The sequence below is a fragment of the Pirellulales bacterium genome (genome assembly GCA_035939775.1).
Classification (GTDB): Bacteria; Planctomycetota; Planctomycetia; order Pirellulales; family DATAWG01; genus DASZFO01.
This window is the reverse complement of record DASZFO010000175.1, coordinates 1-15,209: the sequence shown is the minus strand read 5'-3', so window position 1 is coordinate 15,209 and position 15,209 is coordinate 1. Positions and strand designations below refer to the sequence as shown.

Below are 15,209 nucleotides of genomic sequence, written 5' to 3'. Positions count from 1 at the left end.
CGCCTCGTCGAATGTCAGCCGATTGCCAGCCAGAACCCGATCGGCCAACTCGTGCCAAACGGTTCGAGTGGAAGCGGTGGATATTTCATCTAATCGCTGTTCGAGCATGGAAATAAAGTATCTTGCAGATGGCCGCCGCGGCAAGCCGAAATCTGTAAGAGCGATCAACGAATCCGACATTTGAAACCACAAAGGGCACGAAGAACACGAAGAATCATTTTCAACCCAATTCAGCTCTGTGTCCTTCATGTCCTTCGTGGTAACAATTGGGGCAGTCGAAATTAATAGGGCGGACCGAGAGGTTTGCGCTTGGCACGGCGGCCAAATCGAACGACAATCAGCCTATTATGTGGCGACATCATTTAATCCGAGTGGGTGCGGTAGGGCACGTCGGGCGGTTTACGGCCGTCGAAGCCGTGCGCTATCCGCGCGGGGCGCGGGTCGTCGTACGCACCAGCCGGGGGCTTGAGATCGGCGAAGTGCTCAGTCCGGCCGACGATGCGCCGGTCCACGGCCAATCTGACGGCTCGATCCTCCGCCGCATGACGATCGAGGACCAGTTGCTCGAAGCCCGGCTCGAAAAGAATCGTCAGGCGGCGTTCGCGGCCTGTGAGGACAAGATTCGCGAGATGGGATTGTCGGCGGTGTTGGTCGACGTCGAGCACCTGTTCGACGGGCGGTCGCTGTACTTCTATTTTCTAGGCGAGGCACCGCGAGAATTGGAAACGGTGACGGCGGAATTGGCCGAGGTCTACGACGCGGCGGCACAGTTCCGCAAATTCGCCGACACGGTCGCTGAAGGGTGCGGGCCGGGCTGCGGAACGGCAGAGGGTCCCGGCGGCGGTTGCACGACCTGCGCGACCGGATGTCCAGTTAGCTCCGCGTGCGGGAAGAAGTAGGCAGTCGGCACGCGCGTGCATCACTTCTCGCTCGCGACGTGCTTCATCACGAAGTCGACCAGCGCTTTCGCGCACGGGTCGTCATCCTTGCCGCAACCGGTGATGATGTCGATGTGGTTGCGTTTCTTGATCTCGAGCGATTCGGCCGCGACCTTTTCGGCCTTGAGCGCTTCGCAGAACCTCTCGGACGTCGCGCCGCAAGTCGGAAAATCGTCGTCGCCGTAGACGACGCAGAACGGCGGGCAGCCGGCATGGACGTCGTTGATCGGGCTGGCCTTCTTCCGAGTTTCGGGGTCTTTGCCAAAGACGTCCGTGAACCATTTGTCCGGAATCAGATAAACGCCGCTGATCGGCATGACCCCTTTGATGTCGGCCAGCGAAAGCCCTTCGGCCTTCAAATAGGTGTCGTCGGTGGCCAATAGCGACACAAGATGTCCGCCCGCCGAGTGGCCGCAGACGAACAGTTCATCTGGTCGGCCGCCGTAGTTCTTGACGTTCTCGTGCAGCCAGGCGAAAGCCCGAGCCACGTCTTTGACGTGCTCCGGATGCTGCACCGCGGGCGAAAGACGGTAGCTGATCACCGCCGCTCCAATGCCATGCCGAGCGAACATCCGCCCGATCGCCTCATGCACGCCCCAAAAGTCTTTGTCGCCGAAGACCCACGCCCCACCGTGGACGAACATCACGATCGGGAAATCCGACTTGCCCTTGGGGAGATACAGATCCAATTTGTGCTTGACCTTGTCGGCCCCAGGCCCTGTGTAATACGAGATGTCGCGCTCGGCGCGAACGTCCGGCAGCGGCGCATCCTTCTTCGGGTCATCGGCGGCGGACGCGACCAACGCTGGAGCGGTCAGCAATGCCGCGATCAGAAGGGACAGCCATCGGCAAGGAGTTTGGGAGGGAGAAGCCATGGATTACTCAAGGTGCAAACGCGCGCAAGTCCCGCGCATTATACCCACATGGCTCGCGTCGGGTTGCAGATTCGCCGCTCGAATCAACTCCAAAAGGTAAGTCGCGCGAAAGCGAAGGAATTCTGGTGAATTCCGCTACACAGTCCTGGCGGCGTTCCCGCGCTATTCGCGAACCTGCTCGAACAAGAACACGCCGTGCTTGTTGCCGATCACGATGTCTAACAGGCCGTCGCCGTTCACGTCGGCCACTTCGAATTGCGTGCCGACGCCGCTATGGTCGTCGATCTCGTGGCGAATGAATTGGGCCTGGCCGTCGTTGCGCACCAGCTCGTACCAATTCAAGACGGCCGGATCGCCGGCGCCCGGATCGCCGGTCGGGCCGTGCGCCCACCACCGCTTGCCGGTGACGAAGCCCGGCAGGCCGTCGCCCGCGATGTCGGCCAGCACGACGCTGTGCGTCTCGGAATACGATTTGTCGATTTCGTGCGTTTTCCAGCCGTCGGCGGTTTGCTCGTGCCACCAAATTCCGAAATCGTGGGCGCTGGCGGTGAGCACGTCGTTGCGGCCATCGCCGTTGAAATCGAACACCAGCATGTGCGAGCAATTGGGACCGAAGTTCACCGGATGAAACGTCCACGGCGTCTGTTGATCCTTGTCGGCCGGCGACTCCCACCAGCCCTCCTTGCAGAGCACGTCGTTGCGGCCGTTTCCGCGGATCGAGCCGACCCCCAGGCCATGCGAAAACTTCGTCGTGCCCGGCGCGGCCTTCGTCGAAATCGCTTGGACGACCCACGGCTTGTCGGGATCGTCCTTGTCCGGCCGCAAGATGGCCATCTGCCGATCTGGACCGTCGCTATGCGCCGAGTCGGGGGCGATTCCCATCACGAGCGCTCGCTGGCCGCTGCCATCGATGTCGAAGTAGGCGGGACTTTCGTTGTTGCTCACCGGAGTGATCAGGTGTCGCTTCCACGGTCCCGGCTTGTCCTGCGGGTTCTCATACCAAACGGTCTCCTTCCCCGGAAAGCCGATTACGATCAAATCGGTCCAGCCATCGTGATTCAAATCATCGGCATAGCACATGAAGGCGTCGCTGTAGCCGTGCGGATCGTAATCGGGCTCCTTTCCGGCGATCAGGTGCATCTTCCAATCCGGCGCGGTGTAATAGACCCTTCCAACGGCGATATCGAGCTTGCCGTCGTGATTGAAATCCCCGACCGCCACTCCCTCCGCGCGAAACTTCGTGTCGATCGTCGTCTTCTTGAAGCGGATTTTCTTGCCGGCGGCGGGGATCGTCGAGCGCGGATAGGGCATCGACGAAGGCGCTGTGATCGGCGATGCGACGACGGCCGGCGCTACGGTGGAAACCGCCACCGGCGAATTCGTGTTTTGCATGACGAAATCCACAACGGGCTTCAGATCCCTGGGCACCGTTGGAAAGTGCCCTTCGCCCTCCTTGACGATGATGGTGATCTGGCCTCCCAGTGCTTTGTATCGTTTTTCAAGAACGCGCGTGTTGTCATCAAGCGATGGATCGAGGCTACCGCAGACGTGGAACAGCGGCACGCCGGCCTTGTCGAGCGGCGACAAATCGTCGAGCAGCGGCGTTTGCGACATCGCGCTTTTGAGCACCGGATTCTCCGCGTAAATGCAGGAAACTTTGTCCGGATTTTGAATCGCCCAGGCGTAAGCGTCTCCGGCCGCCCGTCCGGCGCCTTCCATGACCGGTTTCTTGGAGAATCCGTGATCGGTCAGATGCTTGTAAACGGAATTCCAGTGCGCTAGATGAGGACCATCGGCGTTGTATGGGACCGGACCGGTGACGATATGAAAACCCTTCGACAGCAGAGCCAGATCGACCAGCGCATCTCGATTGACATAATCCGCCCGGAAGACCCAGGGCGTTCCCGCGGCCGGGTTTTTCGGCTCGATGACGGTGATCGCTCCTTCGACGCCGGCCAGTTCGAATGAATATCGGTTGTAGCATTCGGTGAACAATGGCCCGCGGCAGGTAATGAACGTTCCTTCGTTCGGGTATTCTCGGTACGAGTTCTCAATGCTATAGAAAGAGTTCTTGGTTGTCCGTCCGGCAAGGTAAGTGGGCGCGGCAGCGGCCGGCGGCTTGACGCTTTGCTCGATGAAGTCGGCGATCGGTTTGGGATCGCGCAGGCTATGCGGATGATGGCCGGCGCCTTCCTTGATCATCAAAGAGATGCGGCCGCCGAATTGTTGGTAGATGCCTTCGATCGCCGTCGTGTTCTTTCCCAACAGCGGATCGATGCTGCCGCAGACGTGCAGCAGCGGAACATCGTAGCGGGCCAGTTCGCTGAGCTTCATGAACACGTCCCGATTGCAGCCGGGATTGTCCGCGTAAATGCAGGAGACCGATTCCGGGTGAGCTGTGGCCCAAGTATAGGCATACTCTCCGCCGCGGCTCATGCCAATGAACGCGGGCTTTTTGGATAGGCCATGCTTTTCGGTGAGGAATGCATACCAAGCGTCCCATTCCTTGCCGGGCTTTAACGTGGCATTGGCGGAGATGTAGGCAATGTGAAAGCCGCGCTTAAGCAGCTCGACTTCGGTTTGCGGTTGGTGGTCCCAGTAGCAACCGCGCCACGACCAGGGATTGCCGGGGGCAGCTTGCTTGGGAACGATCACGAGGCATCGCCGCTGTCCTTTGGCGGGGTCCTTGACGCCGAACATTTCGCCGGCGGGCGCTTTGAATGGCGTAATGCCGAGAGTCTCTTCGTCCATCACGAAGTCGTAGCGATCGAAGCCGTCGTGCCAACTGGATTTCTCGCCGTCGAAAGGCGTGTAGGCATCTGCCGCCGTCGCGGCTCGCGAGTTTGCAAGAGTCATTGAAACCAAGATCGCCGCGAGACTGAGCAACGCACGCCAGTTTATTCGTCGGTTCATGTCTATGATCCTGTGATTGGTCTTATCGAGCGCTATTTTAGCGCGCCTGCTGCCCATATTTCCCGAATCGTCTCTTCCTGGCCAAATCCCTCCGGCGTTGCCGCGCTGGGATTGTTCGCATAATACCATCGCTTTCCATCGAGCGGCGAGCGCACGGTGCGGCTGCCGGGCATTTCGAAATGGCCGTTCGGGTCCGTCTTTTGCACCCAACCCCAGGCATAGCGAAGCCAATCGTTGCGATTCATCTCACTCTGCTCGGCGAACCAGGTGATCTCGTCGTAGCCCCAAATCCAGATTCCGCCGGCTTTGGGCTTGCCGGGTTGCCGACTCACGCCCCAATTGTCGACTTCCACTAGGTACGGCAAGTGGTCGCATTTCCAACCGCTGAACGTGACGCCGCCTTTACTCCGACCGTAAATCCCGTCGGAGAAGCCGACTTTCAAAACCGCCTCCTCCGGCTTATCCGAGACTTCCATGATTCGCAACGGAAAAGAATGGAAATCCAAAAGTAGTTTTCCATCGCGCGCGAGGCCGCCGCTGGGCACGTGGCCGTCGCATAGCACCATGTGCCGCCGCGCGTGCTTGGCGGCATACGTTCGAACCAGCGCGAGCAATTGCGACCAGTTTTCTCGATCGCGATCGTTGCGAGCCATGAGTTCGACCTGGCCGAAATGAATCGCCTCGATGCCGAGATCGATATACGACGCCGCTTGATAGTAAAACCAAAGCTTCGTCTCCGGCCGGCTGACATCCGGGACCGACCCGTTTCGCCCCCAATTTCGCCCCTGGCCCGGTGGATAGATCATGTCGGCATATCGGAAATTGCGTTTCTCCACGGGCTGGCCAAGCGCCACAAAGGCCCACTCGGGCACCGGAACCTGCTCGACTTGAGTCGTCACGATTTCGAATACGCAGGCCTGCAGAATCATGTCGGGATCGGACTGGCGAACTTTTGGAATCGCCTGCCGCGCCCGTTCGAGGTTACTCAGAAAATCGGCTTCGTGGCCCCACAGGCACAAACTTCGCCCGACGAATTTGGCGCCGATGTGCTTAAGCATTCGAATGTTGTCGTCGAGATCTCCCCGGCCGTTGAGGAGCCCCTCCATCGTGATCGAGCGAGATAGGTAGTTCTCCAGCACCTCCCGCGAGATGGTCCCGTCAAAATGATAGTCGGCGCAGAGCGCGCGACCGGCAGCGAGATAGATCGTCAGCAGGACGCAGATTTTGACTAAGCGATTGTTCAAGATCATACCTTTCGACAACTGCCGCGGAGACGCGAGCCGTCGCTCCCGCCACTGCGCTCGCGACACCTATTGGGCCTTCGGCAATTCAGCCGTCGGTTCCGACTTTAACCCGACGCCATTCACCGTGATGACGGCATACGAATGTTTCTCGCCCGCCTTGGCCGACGCATCTAAATAACGCATCTCCGGCAGCGGCTGATCGGGCGTGTCGTGGTACGTCATCGACTGAAACAACGGGCGGCCGAATTTACCTACCGGCTTTTGGGGCACGCTCGCCAGTTCCTGGCCGTCGCGCAGGATGATGAATTGTCGGATGCCGCTTTCAAAATCGGCCTCGGCATTCCAAGCGATTTCCATGCCCTGATCGCCCTTGGCAGAAACGTGCACGTCGAACGGCGCGGGGGGCGGCGTCGTGTCGCCGACGGCGCCGGTCTTCACGTATTCCATCCACGCCTTGGCGACGGCTTCGTTGGGGAGCCAGACGGCTTCGTTCCGGTTCCCCTTGTAATCCGCCGCCGGCTGGGCTTCGTTGCCGAGCAGCGGCGCGAGCCAAGCCTTGCTCGTGTCCACCGGCTTGAGCGTTTGATCCTTGCTGCCCTTGTCCGGCAAGCGCATGGCAAGGCAGGCGTCGATAAAGGGGATCGCAAGGTAGCGCGAGTCGCCGCACTCGTGCCCGGTGCGTGGGTCGGGCGAGAAGGCGATGAAAGCGCCCTTGGCGCGGTATTGATGGAACGTGGCCAGATTGCCGAGCCACGGGCCCTTCATCTTTTCCTCGACGGTTCGTTTGTCCTCCTCTGGCTTCACCTTGATCGCCGGTTTTTCCTTCACGCCCGTATTGCACATCAGGGGGATGGCGTAGAGCGCGTCGGGGAAATTAGGCCGAGTGAATTCAGGATGGCTGAGGAACATGAGCGCCGATCCGGAACGCATAAAGACCACGGCGACGCGATCAGGATGGAGACTGGCCATCACATCAGACCAGACGCCGCCGCCAGAGTGTCCCCAAAGCGCCCAGGGAACGGTTTCGATTTCGGGATGACCGGATTTTGCAGCGAGGTCGCCGAGTGCCTTGAGAAAAGTCTTTTCCGAGCCTCGGCGTGGGTCAAACCAGAGTTCCGAAGCGCCCGGCGAGATGTCGATTTTCTCGTTCTGCACATGATAAGAAGGGCCGAGCAGCGCGCAATCCCATTTCCTGGCCAAGGCTTGCCAATGCAAGTCATAGGCGGCAGTGGAGCCTTCCTTGGAGGCCGTGGTTCCCGCGCCGTGCTGATGAACAATGATCCCGCGAAGACTCGGCACGCCGTCGGGAATCCAGATCGTATAAGTAACCGCCACCTGCAATTCGCCCGCTATGCTGGAAGCGGGATAATCGACCTTCCAGTATTGACCGGCCCCGAGCGTGGATTCGATCCAAGCGAATTCACCGATCACGATCGTTGCGACAACGGGGAGAATGGAAAACAGGACACCAACGTTCAATTGGCGGTTTCTCATCGCATCATCTCATCGCGGCTGGAAGGAATCGGCGGCGGGCGCAAAGTGGCTCCAGTGCAGGAGCGCGGGGCTGTCTCGCAGAGCATAACGCGCCGAGTGCCGACTGTCCAATTCTCGGACGAATGGCTAGTAGGTCAGTTCGAAATCAGTCGCTTGAGCCAGCTTCTCGCTCAAGGCATTGCCGATACGCCTCCCTGAGCCAGCGCTTCCATTCAGCCGTCTGGGCCGCGTCCATTCTCTTCCTGATTTCTTCTGAATTGCCACGAATGATGAGAAGCTTCCACGCTCGCTCAAAGCCAAAGTCTTCTTGCTCCCAGGGTTCCTTACCCTCAATCCAGAATCCGTCATGGGCGGATATGTACAACATTTCGGCGAGGTTTGCGAGCGCCAAGTCAACGCAAGAGGCGGGGTCCATCGCCTCATCATACCCGACAGCTGTTGCAAATCCTACGTGGTAGTCGGTCAATCAGTTTGCGACCGAGGTTTTCGCACCTATTGCTTCTTCACTTGCACGTCGACTGTCACCTTCCCGACGATTGCCGAATCCAAGTGGCCGTCGAAGATGCGATACCGGAAAGTGTCCGGGCCAGAGTAATCTTTGGTCGGCGTGTAGGTGAATGACCCGTCTTCGTTCAGCTTCAGCTTGCCGTGCGTCGGGCCGGCGACGAGGTGGGTTTTGAGAGCGATCCCTGGCTCGCCGAGGTTCAGGTCTTTGTCGTTCGCCAGCACCCCCGGCGCGGGCACGTTCAACGGCTCATCGGACGAGCTGAGTGCGTACCTGTCGTCCACGGGCACCGGCATCGCCAGCGCTCGCCGGAGCATCGGGTTGATCGCGAACGATTTGGCCGTGGTCCACTGCGACCATTTGCGGCGAATCTCGTCTGCCGAATCGGTCTGCAAGTTGGGCTTCGGCGGCTTCGGGTCGCGCGGGTTGTATACGCCCCAGCTATCGCCGCCCGAGCCGTGGGCCGCTTTGTACGACCAGACCGACCAGCTCATACCGTTGGCAGCGAATTTCTCGACCGCGTATTTCCAGACGTTAGCCGGATCGGGTTTCGGACCCATCGCGTTGAATTCTCCCTGATAGGCCGGGATGCCCCAGCTCCTATGCTTTTGCCAATCGGCGAGCTGGTTTTCGATGTTCTTCATCTGCTTGTCGGTGTCGTCCCAGGCGAACTCGTAGGCGTGCATTTCGTAGACGACGTTCTTCCAGCCCGATCTGGCCGGCGGCGGGAGCACGTCCCAGCTCCAGTTCAGATACTGCGGTCCAACGTGCCCGGCCCAGCAACCCTCGACGAAAATGATGTGCTCGAGATCGATCGTTCGAATCGCTTGCGAACAGGTGTGATAAAACTCCCACAGGCTCGCGCGATCGGGCGCGCCAGTCGGCTCGTTCAAGAGGTCATAGCCCGCCACGGCCGGATTCCCCTTGAAGTGAATGGCAATATGCTGCCAGATATCGATCGTGCGGCGGCGATTGGCTTCGCTCGACCACAATTCCGGCTGCGGGCGAATCGCGCCGGTCGTCTGCTCCTTGCTCTGGCCGCCGGGCGCGCCGTGCAGATCGAGGATCGTGTAAATCCCGCGGTCCCACGCCTTGCTCACGAGCCAATCGAGCCGATCGAAGGCATTCTTTCGCCAAGCGCCGTCCTCCTTCTGCAGATTCGGATACCAGAACGGCACGCGAACGACGTTCATCCCCAGGCCGGCGATGTTGTCGAGGTCTTGGTCGCTGATCCACGCGTCTTCATACGCCGAGAAAAGATCGTCGGCCGTCGCTTCGCCAAAGCGGTCGACGAGGGTCTTGCGTGCGGAGAGATCGTCCTTCAGCCCGGAGGAATCCATCGGGCACATCCACTCCTCGAGCAACAGCCAGCCGCCGAGATTCACTCCGCGCAATTGGACGACCTCGCCCCGGCCGCGAGCGTTGCGGATCTCCGTCCCGGATGTTTTGAGGAACGGATCGGGCGACGTCGCTTTGACCGGCCCAGTCGAATCCGCGCCGGCGCACGAGTTCGCAAGTTGAACCATCACGATCAAGATCGCAATCGGCGTGCAAAATCGAATCAAGGTCATTGTGAAGCCCTCCAGCCTTTGCCCCCTCACCCCCGGCACCCCTCCAGCGGCGCGGAGAGGCGAGAGCTTGCGAGCGATGCTCGCCGCAATCCAATCGCCATGCATCAGTTGTCTCGCGTCCCTTGCCCCTCGTCCCTCGTCCCCTTCCCCTCACGCCGATTGTTCTTGCATCTCGCGGGCGAAGGCTTCGGCCAGGTATCGCCCGGTGGCCGAGTCGGTGTTTCGAGCGACGAACTCGGGCGTTCCCTGGGCGACGATCTGGCCGCCTTCATCCGCCGCGCCTGGTCCCAGGTCGATGATGTAATCGGCCGCCTTCATCATTTGCACGTTGTGTTCGACAACGATCAGCGAATGCCCGACCGCCAACAGGGCCTCGAAACAATCGAGCAACTGAGTGACGTCGGCGAAGTGCAAGCCGGTAGTCGGCTCGTCGAGAATGAAGAGCGTTCGCGAGCGTTTGGCGGCCGACATATAGCCGGCCAACTTGAGCCGCTGGGCCTCGCCGCCGGAGAGCGTGTTGGCCGGTTGCCCCAGCCGCAGATAATCCAGCCCAACGTCGATCAGCCGCTTGAGCCGGGCCTGCACCTTCGGCGAGCCGCGGAAGAATGTGAACGCCTCGCGCACCGTCATTTCCAGCACGTCGGCGATGCTCCGCCCGCGATACTGCACTTTGAGAATTTCCGGACGATATCGCTTGCCATGGCACTCGGGGCATTTCATGAACACGTCGGCCATGAACTGCATGTCGATCTGGAGATAGCCGTCCCCTTCGCAATTGCCGCACCGGCCGCCATCGACGTTGAAGCTGAAATGGCTGGCCGTGTAATTACGCGTGCGGGCTTCGAGCGTATCGGCGAACACGCCGCGGATTTCGTCAAAGGCCTTGAGGTACGTGACCGGATTCGAGCGCGGCGAGCGGCCGATCGGACTTTGATCGACCAGCACCAATTCGTCGATCTGGCCATCGCCGAAGACATCGTCGTAAGGCTCGGGCTTGGCCGCTTCGAGGCGCATTCGCCGGCGCAGGGCGGGATACAGCGTATCTTCGACGAGCGTGCTCTTTCCCGAGCCGCTCACGCCGGTGACGAGGCAGAGCACGCCGAGCGGGAATTCAACCGTAATACTCTTGAGATTGTTTCCGCGTGCGCCGGTCAGGCGGAGCCAGCCATGGCTGAGCCGGCGGCGATTGCGAAGGCCGCCGACTCCGCGCCGTCCGGAAAGATAGTCGCCCGTCAAGCTCCGCGGGCAGTCCTGCATTTCTGCGACCGTCCCTTGAAACACGACCTCGCCGCCGCGCTCGCCGGCGCCGGGACCGATCTCGATGATCTGATCCGCCGCCCGCAGCATCGTCTCTTCGTGTTCTACGACGAGCACGGAATTGCCCCGATCGCGGAGCGACACGACGGCCGCGATCAGCCGGTCGATATCGGCCGGATGCAGACCGATCGATGGCTCGTCGAGCACATAGAGCATATTGACCAGGCTCGAACCAAGTGCGGAAGTCAGCGCGACGCGTTGCGATTCGCCGCCGCTCAAGGTGCGGAGCGTGCGATCGAGCGTGAGATAGCCGAGACCCACTGCCTCGAGATACCCAATCCGCGCTTGCACCTGATCGAGCATCATGCGGCCAACGCTCCGCTCCCAATCGGAAAGCGAAAGTTGGCGGAAGAAGGCGACCGCGTCGCGAATCTTGAGGGCTGAGATTTCCGCCATGTTCAGCCCGCCCAGCCGCGTGGCGAGCGCCTCGGGGCGCAATCGGCTGCCGCCGCAGGCCGGGCAGGGTCGGTAGCTGCGCCAGCGGCTCAGGAACACGCGCAAATGCATTTTGTATTTCCGCCGCTCGAGCCAGTTGAAGAATCCCCGCAGGCCGCCGAACTTGCGGGCCGGCACGCCGTCGCGGATTAGATCGCGTTGGATCTCGGTTAGTTCCCGAAACGGCACGTCAAGCGGCAATCCAACCGCCGGGGCCAGCGCGATCAGTTCTTCCAGTTCATGGGCGTAGGCCGGCGTGTTCCACGGCGCGACGGCCCCGTCGCGAAGCGATTTGTTCGGATCGGGCACGACGAGGTCCATATCGACGTCGATCATGTTGCCGAATCCCTCGCACTCCGGGCAGGCCCCCAACGGGCTGTTAAAGCTGTAGAGCCGCGCCTCCGGCTGCGGATATTCGCGGCCGCACTCGTCGCACGTCATCGCGCTGCTGAATGTCAGTCGCCACCAATCGCGGTCATCAAGGTGAACGGCAACGCCGCGGCTTCCTTCTTGGTTGATGTGGGGCCGCTCGGGAAGGTCGATGAACGTAAAGCATTTGCCCGAGCCGTTGGCAAACGCCGTTTCCAGCGATTCGCGCAACCGCTGCGGCGCCACCGATCCCGCCGCAAGGCGATCGACGACGACATAGAGCGGCCCCCGCGAAGCTTCGCCCGACGGCGCCACGCCGTCTTCCAGATTCACCAACTGATCGCCGAGGATCACGCGGACAAATCCCTCTTCGCGCAAGGCGGCCAGCGCCGCCTGCAGGTCGGCATTGGCATCGGGTAAGGCTTGAAAGGCCAGCATATATCGTGTGCCGGTCGGCAGGCCAGCGAGGATCTCCGCCGTGCTCTCGGGCGTTTCGCGGCGAACCGGATGACCACAGGTTTGGCAGACCACCTGTCCGATCCGGGCCATTAGGAGGCGCAGATGATCGTTGGCCTCGATCACCGTCCCGACCGTTGACCGGCTGGAGCGGCTGGTGGTCTTATGGGTGACGGCGATGGCCGGCGGAATACCGGTGATTTTCTCCGCCGCCGGCTTTTCCAATCGCTCGAAGAACTGCCGCGTGTAGGCGGAAAAGCTCTCGATATAGCGCCGTTGCCCTTCAGCGTAGAGCGTGTCGAGAGCCAGGCTCGTCTTCCCGCTGCCGCTCAATCCGCAGAGGGCCACCAGCTTGCGATGCGGAATGTCGAGGTTCACATGCTTGAGGTTGTGGACCTCCACACCGCGCAACGAAATGAACCCCTTGGAATTCGACACTGCGCACTACTCTGCTATTTGGGTCGCGGGCCAAATCGTTATCATAATCGGCAAGGGGCGCGGATGGCAGAGCACGAATCGTCGCCGATCTCTTCTCATTCCGAAAAACATGCGATTCCACGGACGCCGAGCGACTGTGATGGGACTGGGGCGGCATGGCGGCGGCGCGGCGGCGGCGCGCTATTTGGCCGAGCAGGGAGCGATCGTTACCGTGACCGACTTGGCGGACGCCACTGCGCTCGCCGATTCGCTCGACGCACTCGCCGGCGTGCCCATCAAGCGATTCCATTTCGGTGACCATGACGACCGCGACTTTATGAATGTCGATCTAGTCGTCGTCAATCCGGCAGTGCGCCCCGGCAATCCGCTAGTTGAGCTGGCGCGACAGGCGGGGGCCGAAGTCACTTCGGAGATTGAGATGTTTCTTGCGGCATGCCCCGCGCCGGTGATTGGTGTTACCGGCACGAATGGAAAATCGACGACCGCCGCGATGACGGCCGCAATGCTCAACGCGGCCGGCCGCCGCGCGTGGCTCGGGGGCAACATCGGCCGCAGTTTGCTCGCTGATCTTCCGCAAATCCGCCCGAACGATTGGATCGTGCTCGAACTGAGCAGCTTTCAACTGCATTGGCTCGCCGATGATGCCCGTTGGCCGCAAGTCGCTTTGCTCACGAGTTTCGCTTCGAACCATCTCGACTGGCACGGCAGTGTCGAGCACTATCGGCGATCGAAGCAACGGCTGTTCGATCGCGGAACTTCCGTCCTGCCGTGGGACGACGCCGATATTCCATCGTTGCGGATTCGCGGCCGCCATAATCGCGCCAATGCCGCGCTGGCGGCGGCCGCGGCAACTTTGGCCGGCGCCCATCGAGAATCTGCCGTTCGAGGCTTATCGGAATTCACCGGCCTGCCTCACCGCCTGAAGCTCATCGCGGAAACCGACGGCCGGCAGCTCTTCAATGACTCGAAATCAACTACGCCGGAGGCCGCGATCGCCGCTCTCAACGCGTTGGACCGACCGACTTGGATCCTATTGGGGGGCAGCGACAAACAGGTCGAACTCAGCGCGCTGGTTGCGGCAGTCGGTCGGCAAGCGCGCGGAGCGGCCCTCTTCGGGGCGACCGGAAACCTGCTCGACAACTTGTTCTCTATCCTTACTCCGCATTTTTGCCGCCAGCAGACCGAACGTCTTGACGACGCGCTCGCTTGGTGTTGGCGCCAATCCCGCCCCGGCGATGCGATTCTGCTGTCTCCCGCGTGTGCGAGCCTCGATCAATTTCACGACTACGCCGATCGTGGAGAAACGTTTACACGACTGGTACACGAAATTGCGGCGACTAGAATCAGGGGTTCTGGAGTCTCGGATTCGCAGATTTGAAATCGCGAGATTCAGTTCGTTCACTGCCCGGCCGCCATTCCCTTCGGTGGAATAATGCACGTTTCGATGAGTGTACATGCCCGTCGCTGCCGCTGGCGCATCGTCTTGATCGCCGCAACGATGTTGCCCAGCGTCGTGCCGGCGATGACCACAATCGCTCGCGCTGAAGCGCCGCGGGTTCTTCCTGTCGGCAGGCTGCCTGAAGACAGCCGACTCGGTCCGCTCAAAGACTTCAACGGTTATTTCCCGTTCGCCCCATGTTCGACGCCCGAGGCTTGGCACGAACGATCGGAGCAGTTGCGGCGGCAGTTGCTCGTGGCCGCCGGGCTATGGCCGATGCCGACCAAGACGCCGCCCAATGCCGTGGTCCACGGCCCCGTAGATCGCGATGGTTACACCGTTGAAAAAGTTTATTTGGAAAGCTATCCGGGCTTCTTCGTCACCGGCAGCCTCTATCGACCGAAGGGAAAATCAGGCAAGCTGCCCGGCGTGCTTTGTCCGCACGGACATTTCCCCGGTGGCCGGTTCAATGAAACGGCGCTCAAAGAAGTCCGGCAGCAATTCGTCGATGGGGCCGAGCGGTTCGACGTCGGCGGGCGATATCCGCTGCAGGCCCGCTGCGTCACTTTGGCCCGCATGGGCTGCATCGCATTCATGTGGGACATGGTCGGCTATGCGGACAGCGTGCAGATCTCGGAAGCTGTCGCTCATCGCTATAAGCAGTTTCGCCCCGAAATGGAAACGCCGACCAACTGGGGCTTCTTCAGCCCGCAGGCCGAGTTGCACCTGCAATCGATTATGGGGTTGCAAACGTACAACTCATTGCGCGTGCTCGATTGGTTCAGCGAATTGCCCGACGTCGATCCGAAGCGGATTGGCGTGACCGGCGAGAGCGGCGGCGGAACGCAAACGATGCTGATCGGCGCGATCGACTCGCGGCCGGCCGTGCTGTTTCCGGCCGTGATGGTTTCGACAGCTATGCAAGGCGGCTGCACCTGCGAGAACTGCTGCTATCTGCGGATCGGCACCGGCAACATCGAGTTCGCCGCGATGGCTGCCCCTCGGCCACTCGGAATGACCGCCGCCGACGATTGGACGAAGGAAATCGCGACCAAGGGATTTCCGGAGCTAGAACGACATTACGCGATGCTCGGCGTGCCCAAGCTGGTGATGGCGCGGCCGCTCTTGCAATTCCCGCACAACTACAACTACGTCAGCCGCGCCGTGATGTATCGCTGGATGAACGAGCATCTCAAGCTCGGCCTCGAGAACCCGA

9 protein-coding genes are annotated in these 15,209 nt (G+C 60.8%); 3 read left to right on the top strand and 6 right to left on the bottom strand.

Features of this window, described 5'->3' with window-relative positions; all coding sequences use genetic code 11:
• The first annotated feature begins 347 nt into the window (after positions 1-347).
• The gene (locus tag VGY55_11555) at positions 348-899 is read left to right on the top strand and encodes a PSP1 domain-containing protein (GenBank protein ID HEV2970596.1); all 552 of its coding nucleotides are present in this window, start codon (positions 348-350) and stop codon (positions 897-899) included.
• A gap of 20 nt (positions 900-919) precedes the next feature.
• On the opposite strand, the gene VGY55_11550 is transcribed toward VGY55_11555, so the two are convergent.
• The 6 genes from VGY55_11550 to uvrA form a co-directional block, all read right to left on the bottom strand.
• Positions 920-1,813: an alpha/beta hydrolase gene (locus VGY55_11550; GenBank protein ID HEV2970595.1), complete on the bottom strand. Its 894-nt coding sequence runs from the start codon at positions 1,811-1,813 to the stop codon at positions 920-922.
• A 162-nt stretch (positions 1,814-1,975) separates the two neighbouring features.
• The gene (locus VGY55_11545; GenBank protein ID HEV2970594.1) at positions 1,976-4,726 is read right to left on the bottom strand and encodes a VCBS repeat-containing protein; all 2,751 of its coding nucleotides are present in this window, start codon (positions 4,724-4,726) and stop codon (positions 1,976-1,978) included.
• 32 nt (positions 4,727-4,758) lie between these two features.
• Entirely contained in the window at positions 4,759-5,970 is a 1,212-nt protein-coding gene (locus VGY55_11540; GenBank protein ID HEV2970593.1) for a hypothetical protein, read from the bottom strand.
• A 66-nt stretch (positions 5,971-6,036) separates the two neighbouring features.
• Positions 6,037-7,464 carry a hypothetical protein gene (locus VGY55_11535; protein ID HEV2970592.1) on the bottom strand — a complete coding sequence of 476 codons (1,428 nt, stop codon included), beginning with the start codon at positions 7,462-7,464 and terminating at the stop codon, positions 6,037-6,039.
• Positions 7,465-7,956: 492 nt separating this feature from the next.
• Complete coding sequence (locus VGY55_11530) at positions 7,957-9,540, bottom strand: cellulase family glycosylhydrolase (GenBank protein HEV2970591.1); 1,584 nt, start codon at positions 9,538-9,540, stop codon at positions 7,957-7,959.
• Between the two features lie 150 nt (positions 9,541-9,690).
• Positions 9,691-12,555, bottom strand: coding sequence for an excinuclease ABC subunit UvrA (gene uvrA, locus VGY55_11525; protein HEV2970590.1), 2,865 nt, complete (start codon positions 12,553-12,555; stop codon positions 9,691-9,693).
• Positions 12,556-12,664: 109 nt separating this feature from the next.
• Here uvrA and murD point away from each other — a divergent pair, with 109 nt between their 5' ends.
• Positions 12,665-13,933 carry a UDP-N-acetylmuramoyl-L-alanine--D-glutamate ligase gene (gene murD / locus VGY55_11520; protein HEV2970589.1) on the top strand — a complete coding sequence of 423 codons (1,269 nt, stop codon included), beginning with the start codon at positions 12,665-12,667 and terminating at the stop codon, positions 13,931-13,933.
• 66 nt (positions 13,934-13,999) lie between these two features.
• On the top strand, positions 14,000-15,209 hold a 1,210-nt coding region (locus VGY55_11515), incomplete at its 3' end, for an alpha/beta hydrolase family protein (protein HEV2970588.1).

Bases quoted from the DNA above. Each gene is read 5' to 3' on its own strand.
- VGY55_11555 (HEV2970596.1), top strand. From the start codon at position 348: ATGTGGCGACATCATTTAATCCGAGTGGGTGCGGTAGGGCACGTCGGG.
- VGY55_11550 (HEV2970595.1), bottom strand. From the start codon at position 1,813: ATGGCTTCTCCCTCCCAAACTCCTTGCCGATGGCTGTCCCTTCTGATC.
- VGY55_11545 (HEV2970594.1), bottom strand. From the start codon at position 4,726: ATGAACCGACGAATAAACTGGCGTGCGTTGCTCAGTCTCGCGGCGATC.
- VGY55_11535 (HEV2970592.1), bottom strand. From the start codon at position 7,464: ATGAGAAACCGCCAATTGAACGTTGGTGTCCTGTTTTCCATTCTCCCC.
- VGY55_11530 (HEV2970591.1), bottom strand. From the start codon at position 9,540: ATGACCTTGATTCGATTTTGCACGCCGATTGCGATCTTGATCGTGATG.
- murD (HEV2970589.1), top strand. From the start codon at position 12,665: ATGCGATTCCACGGACGCCGAGCGACTGTGATGGGACTGGGGCGGCAT.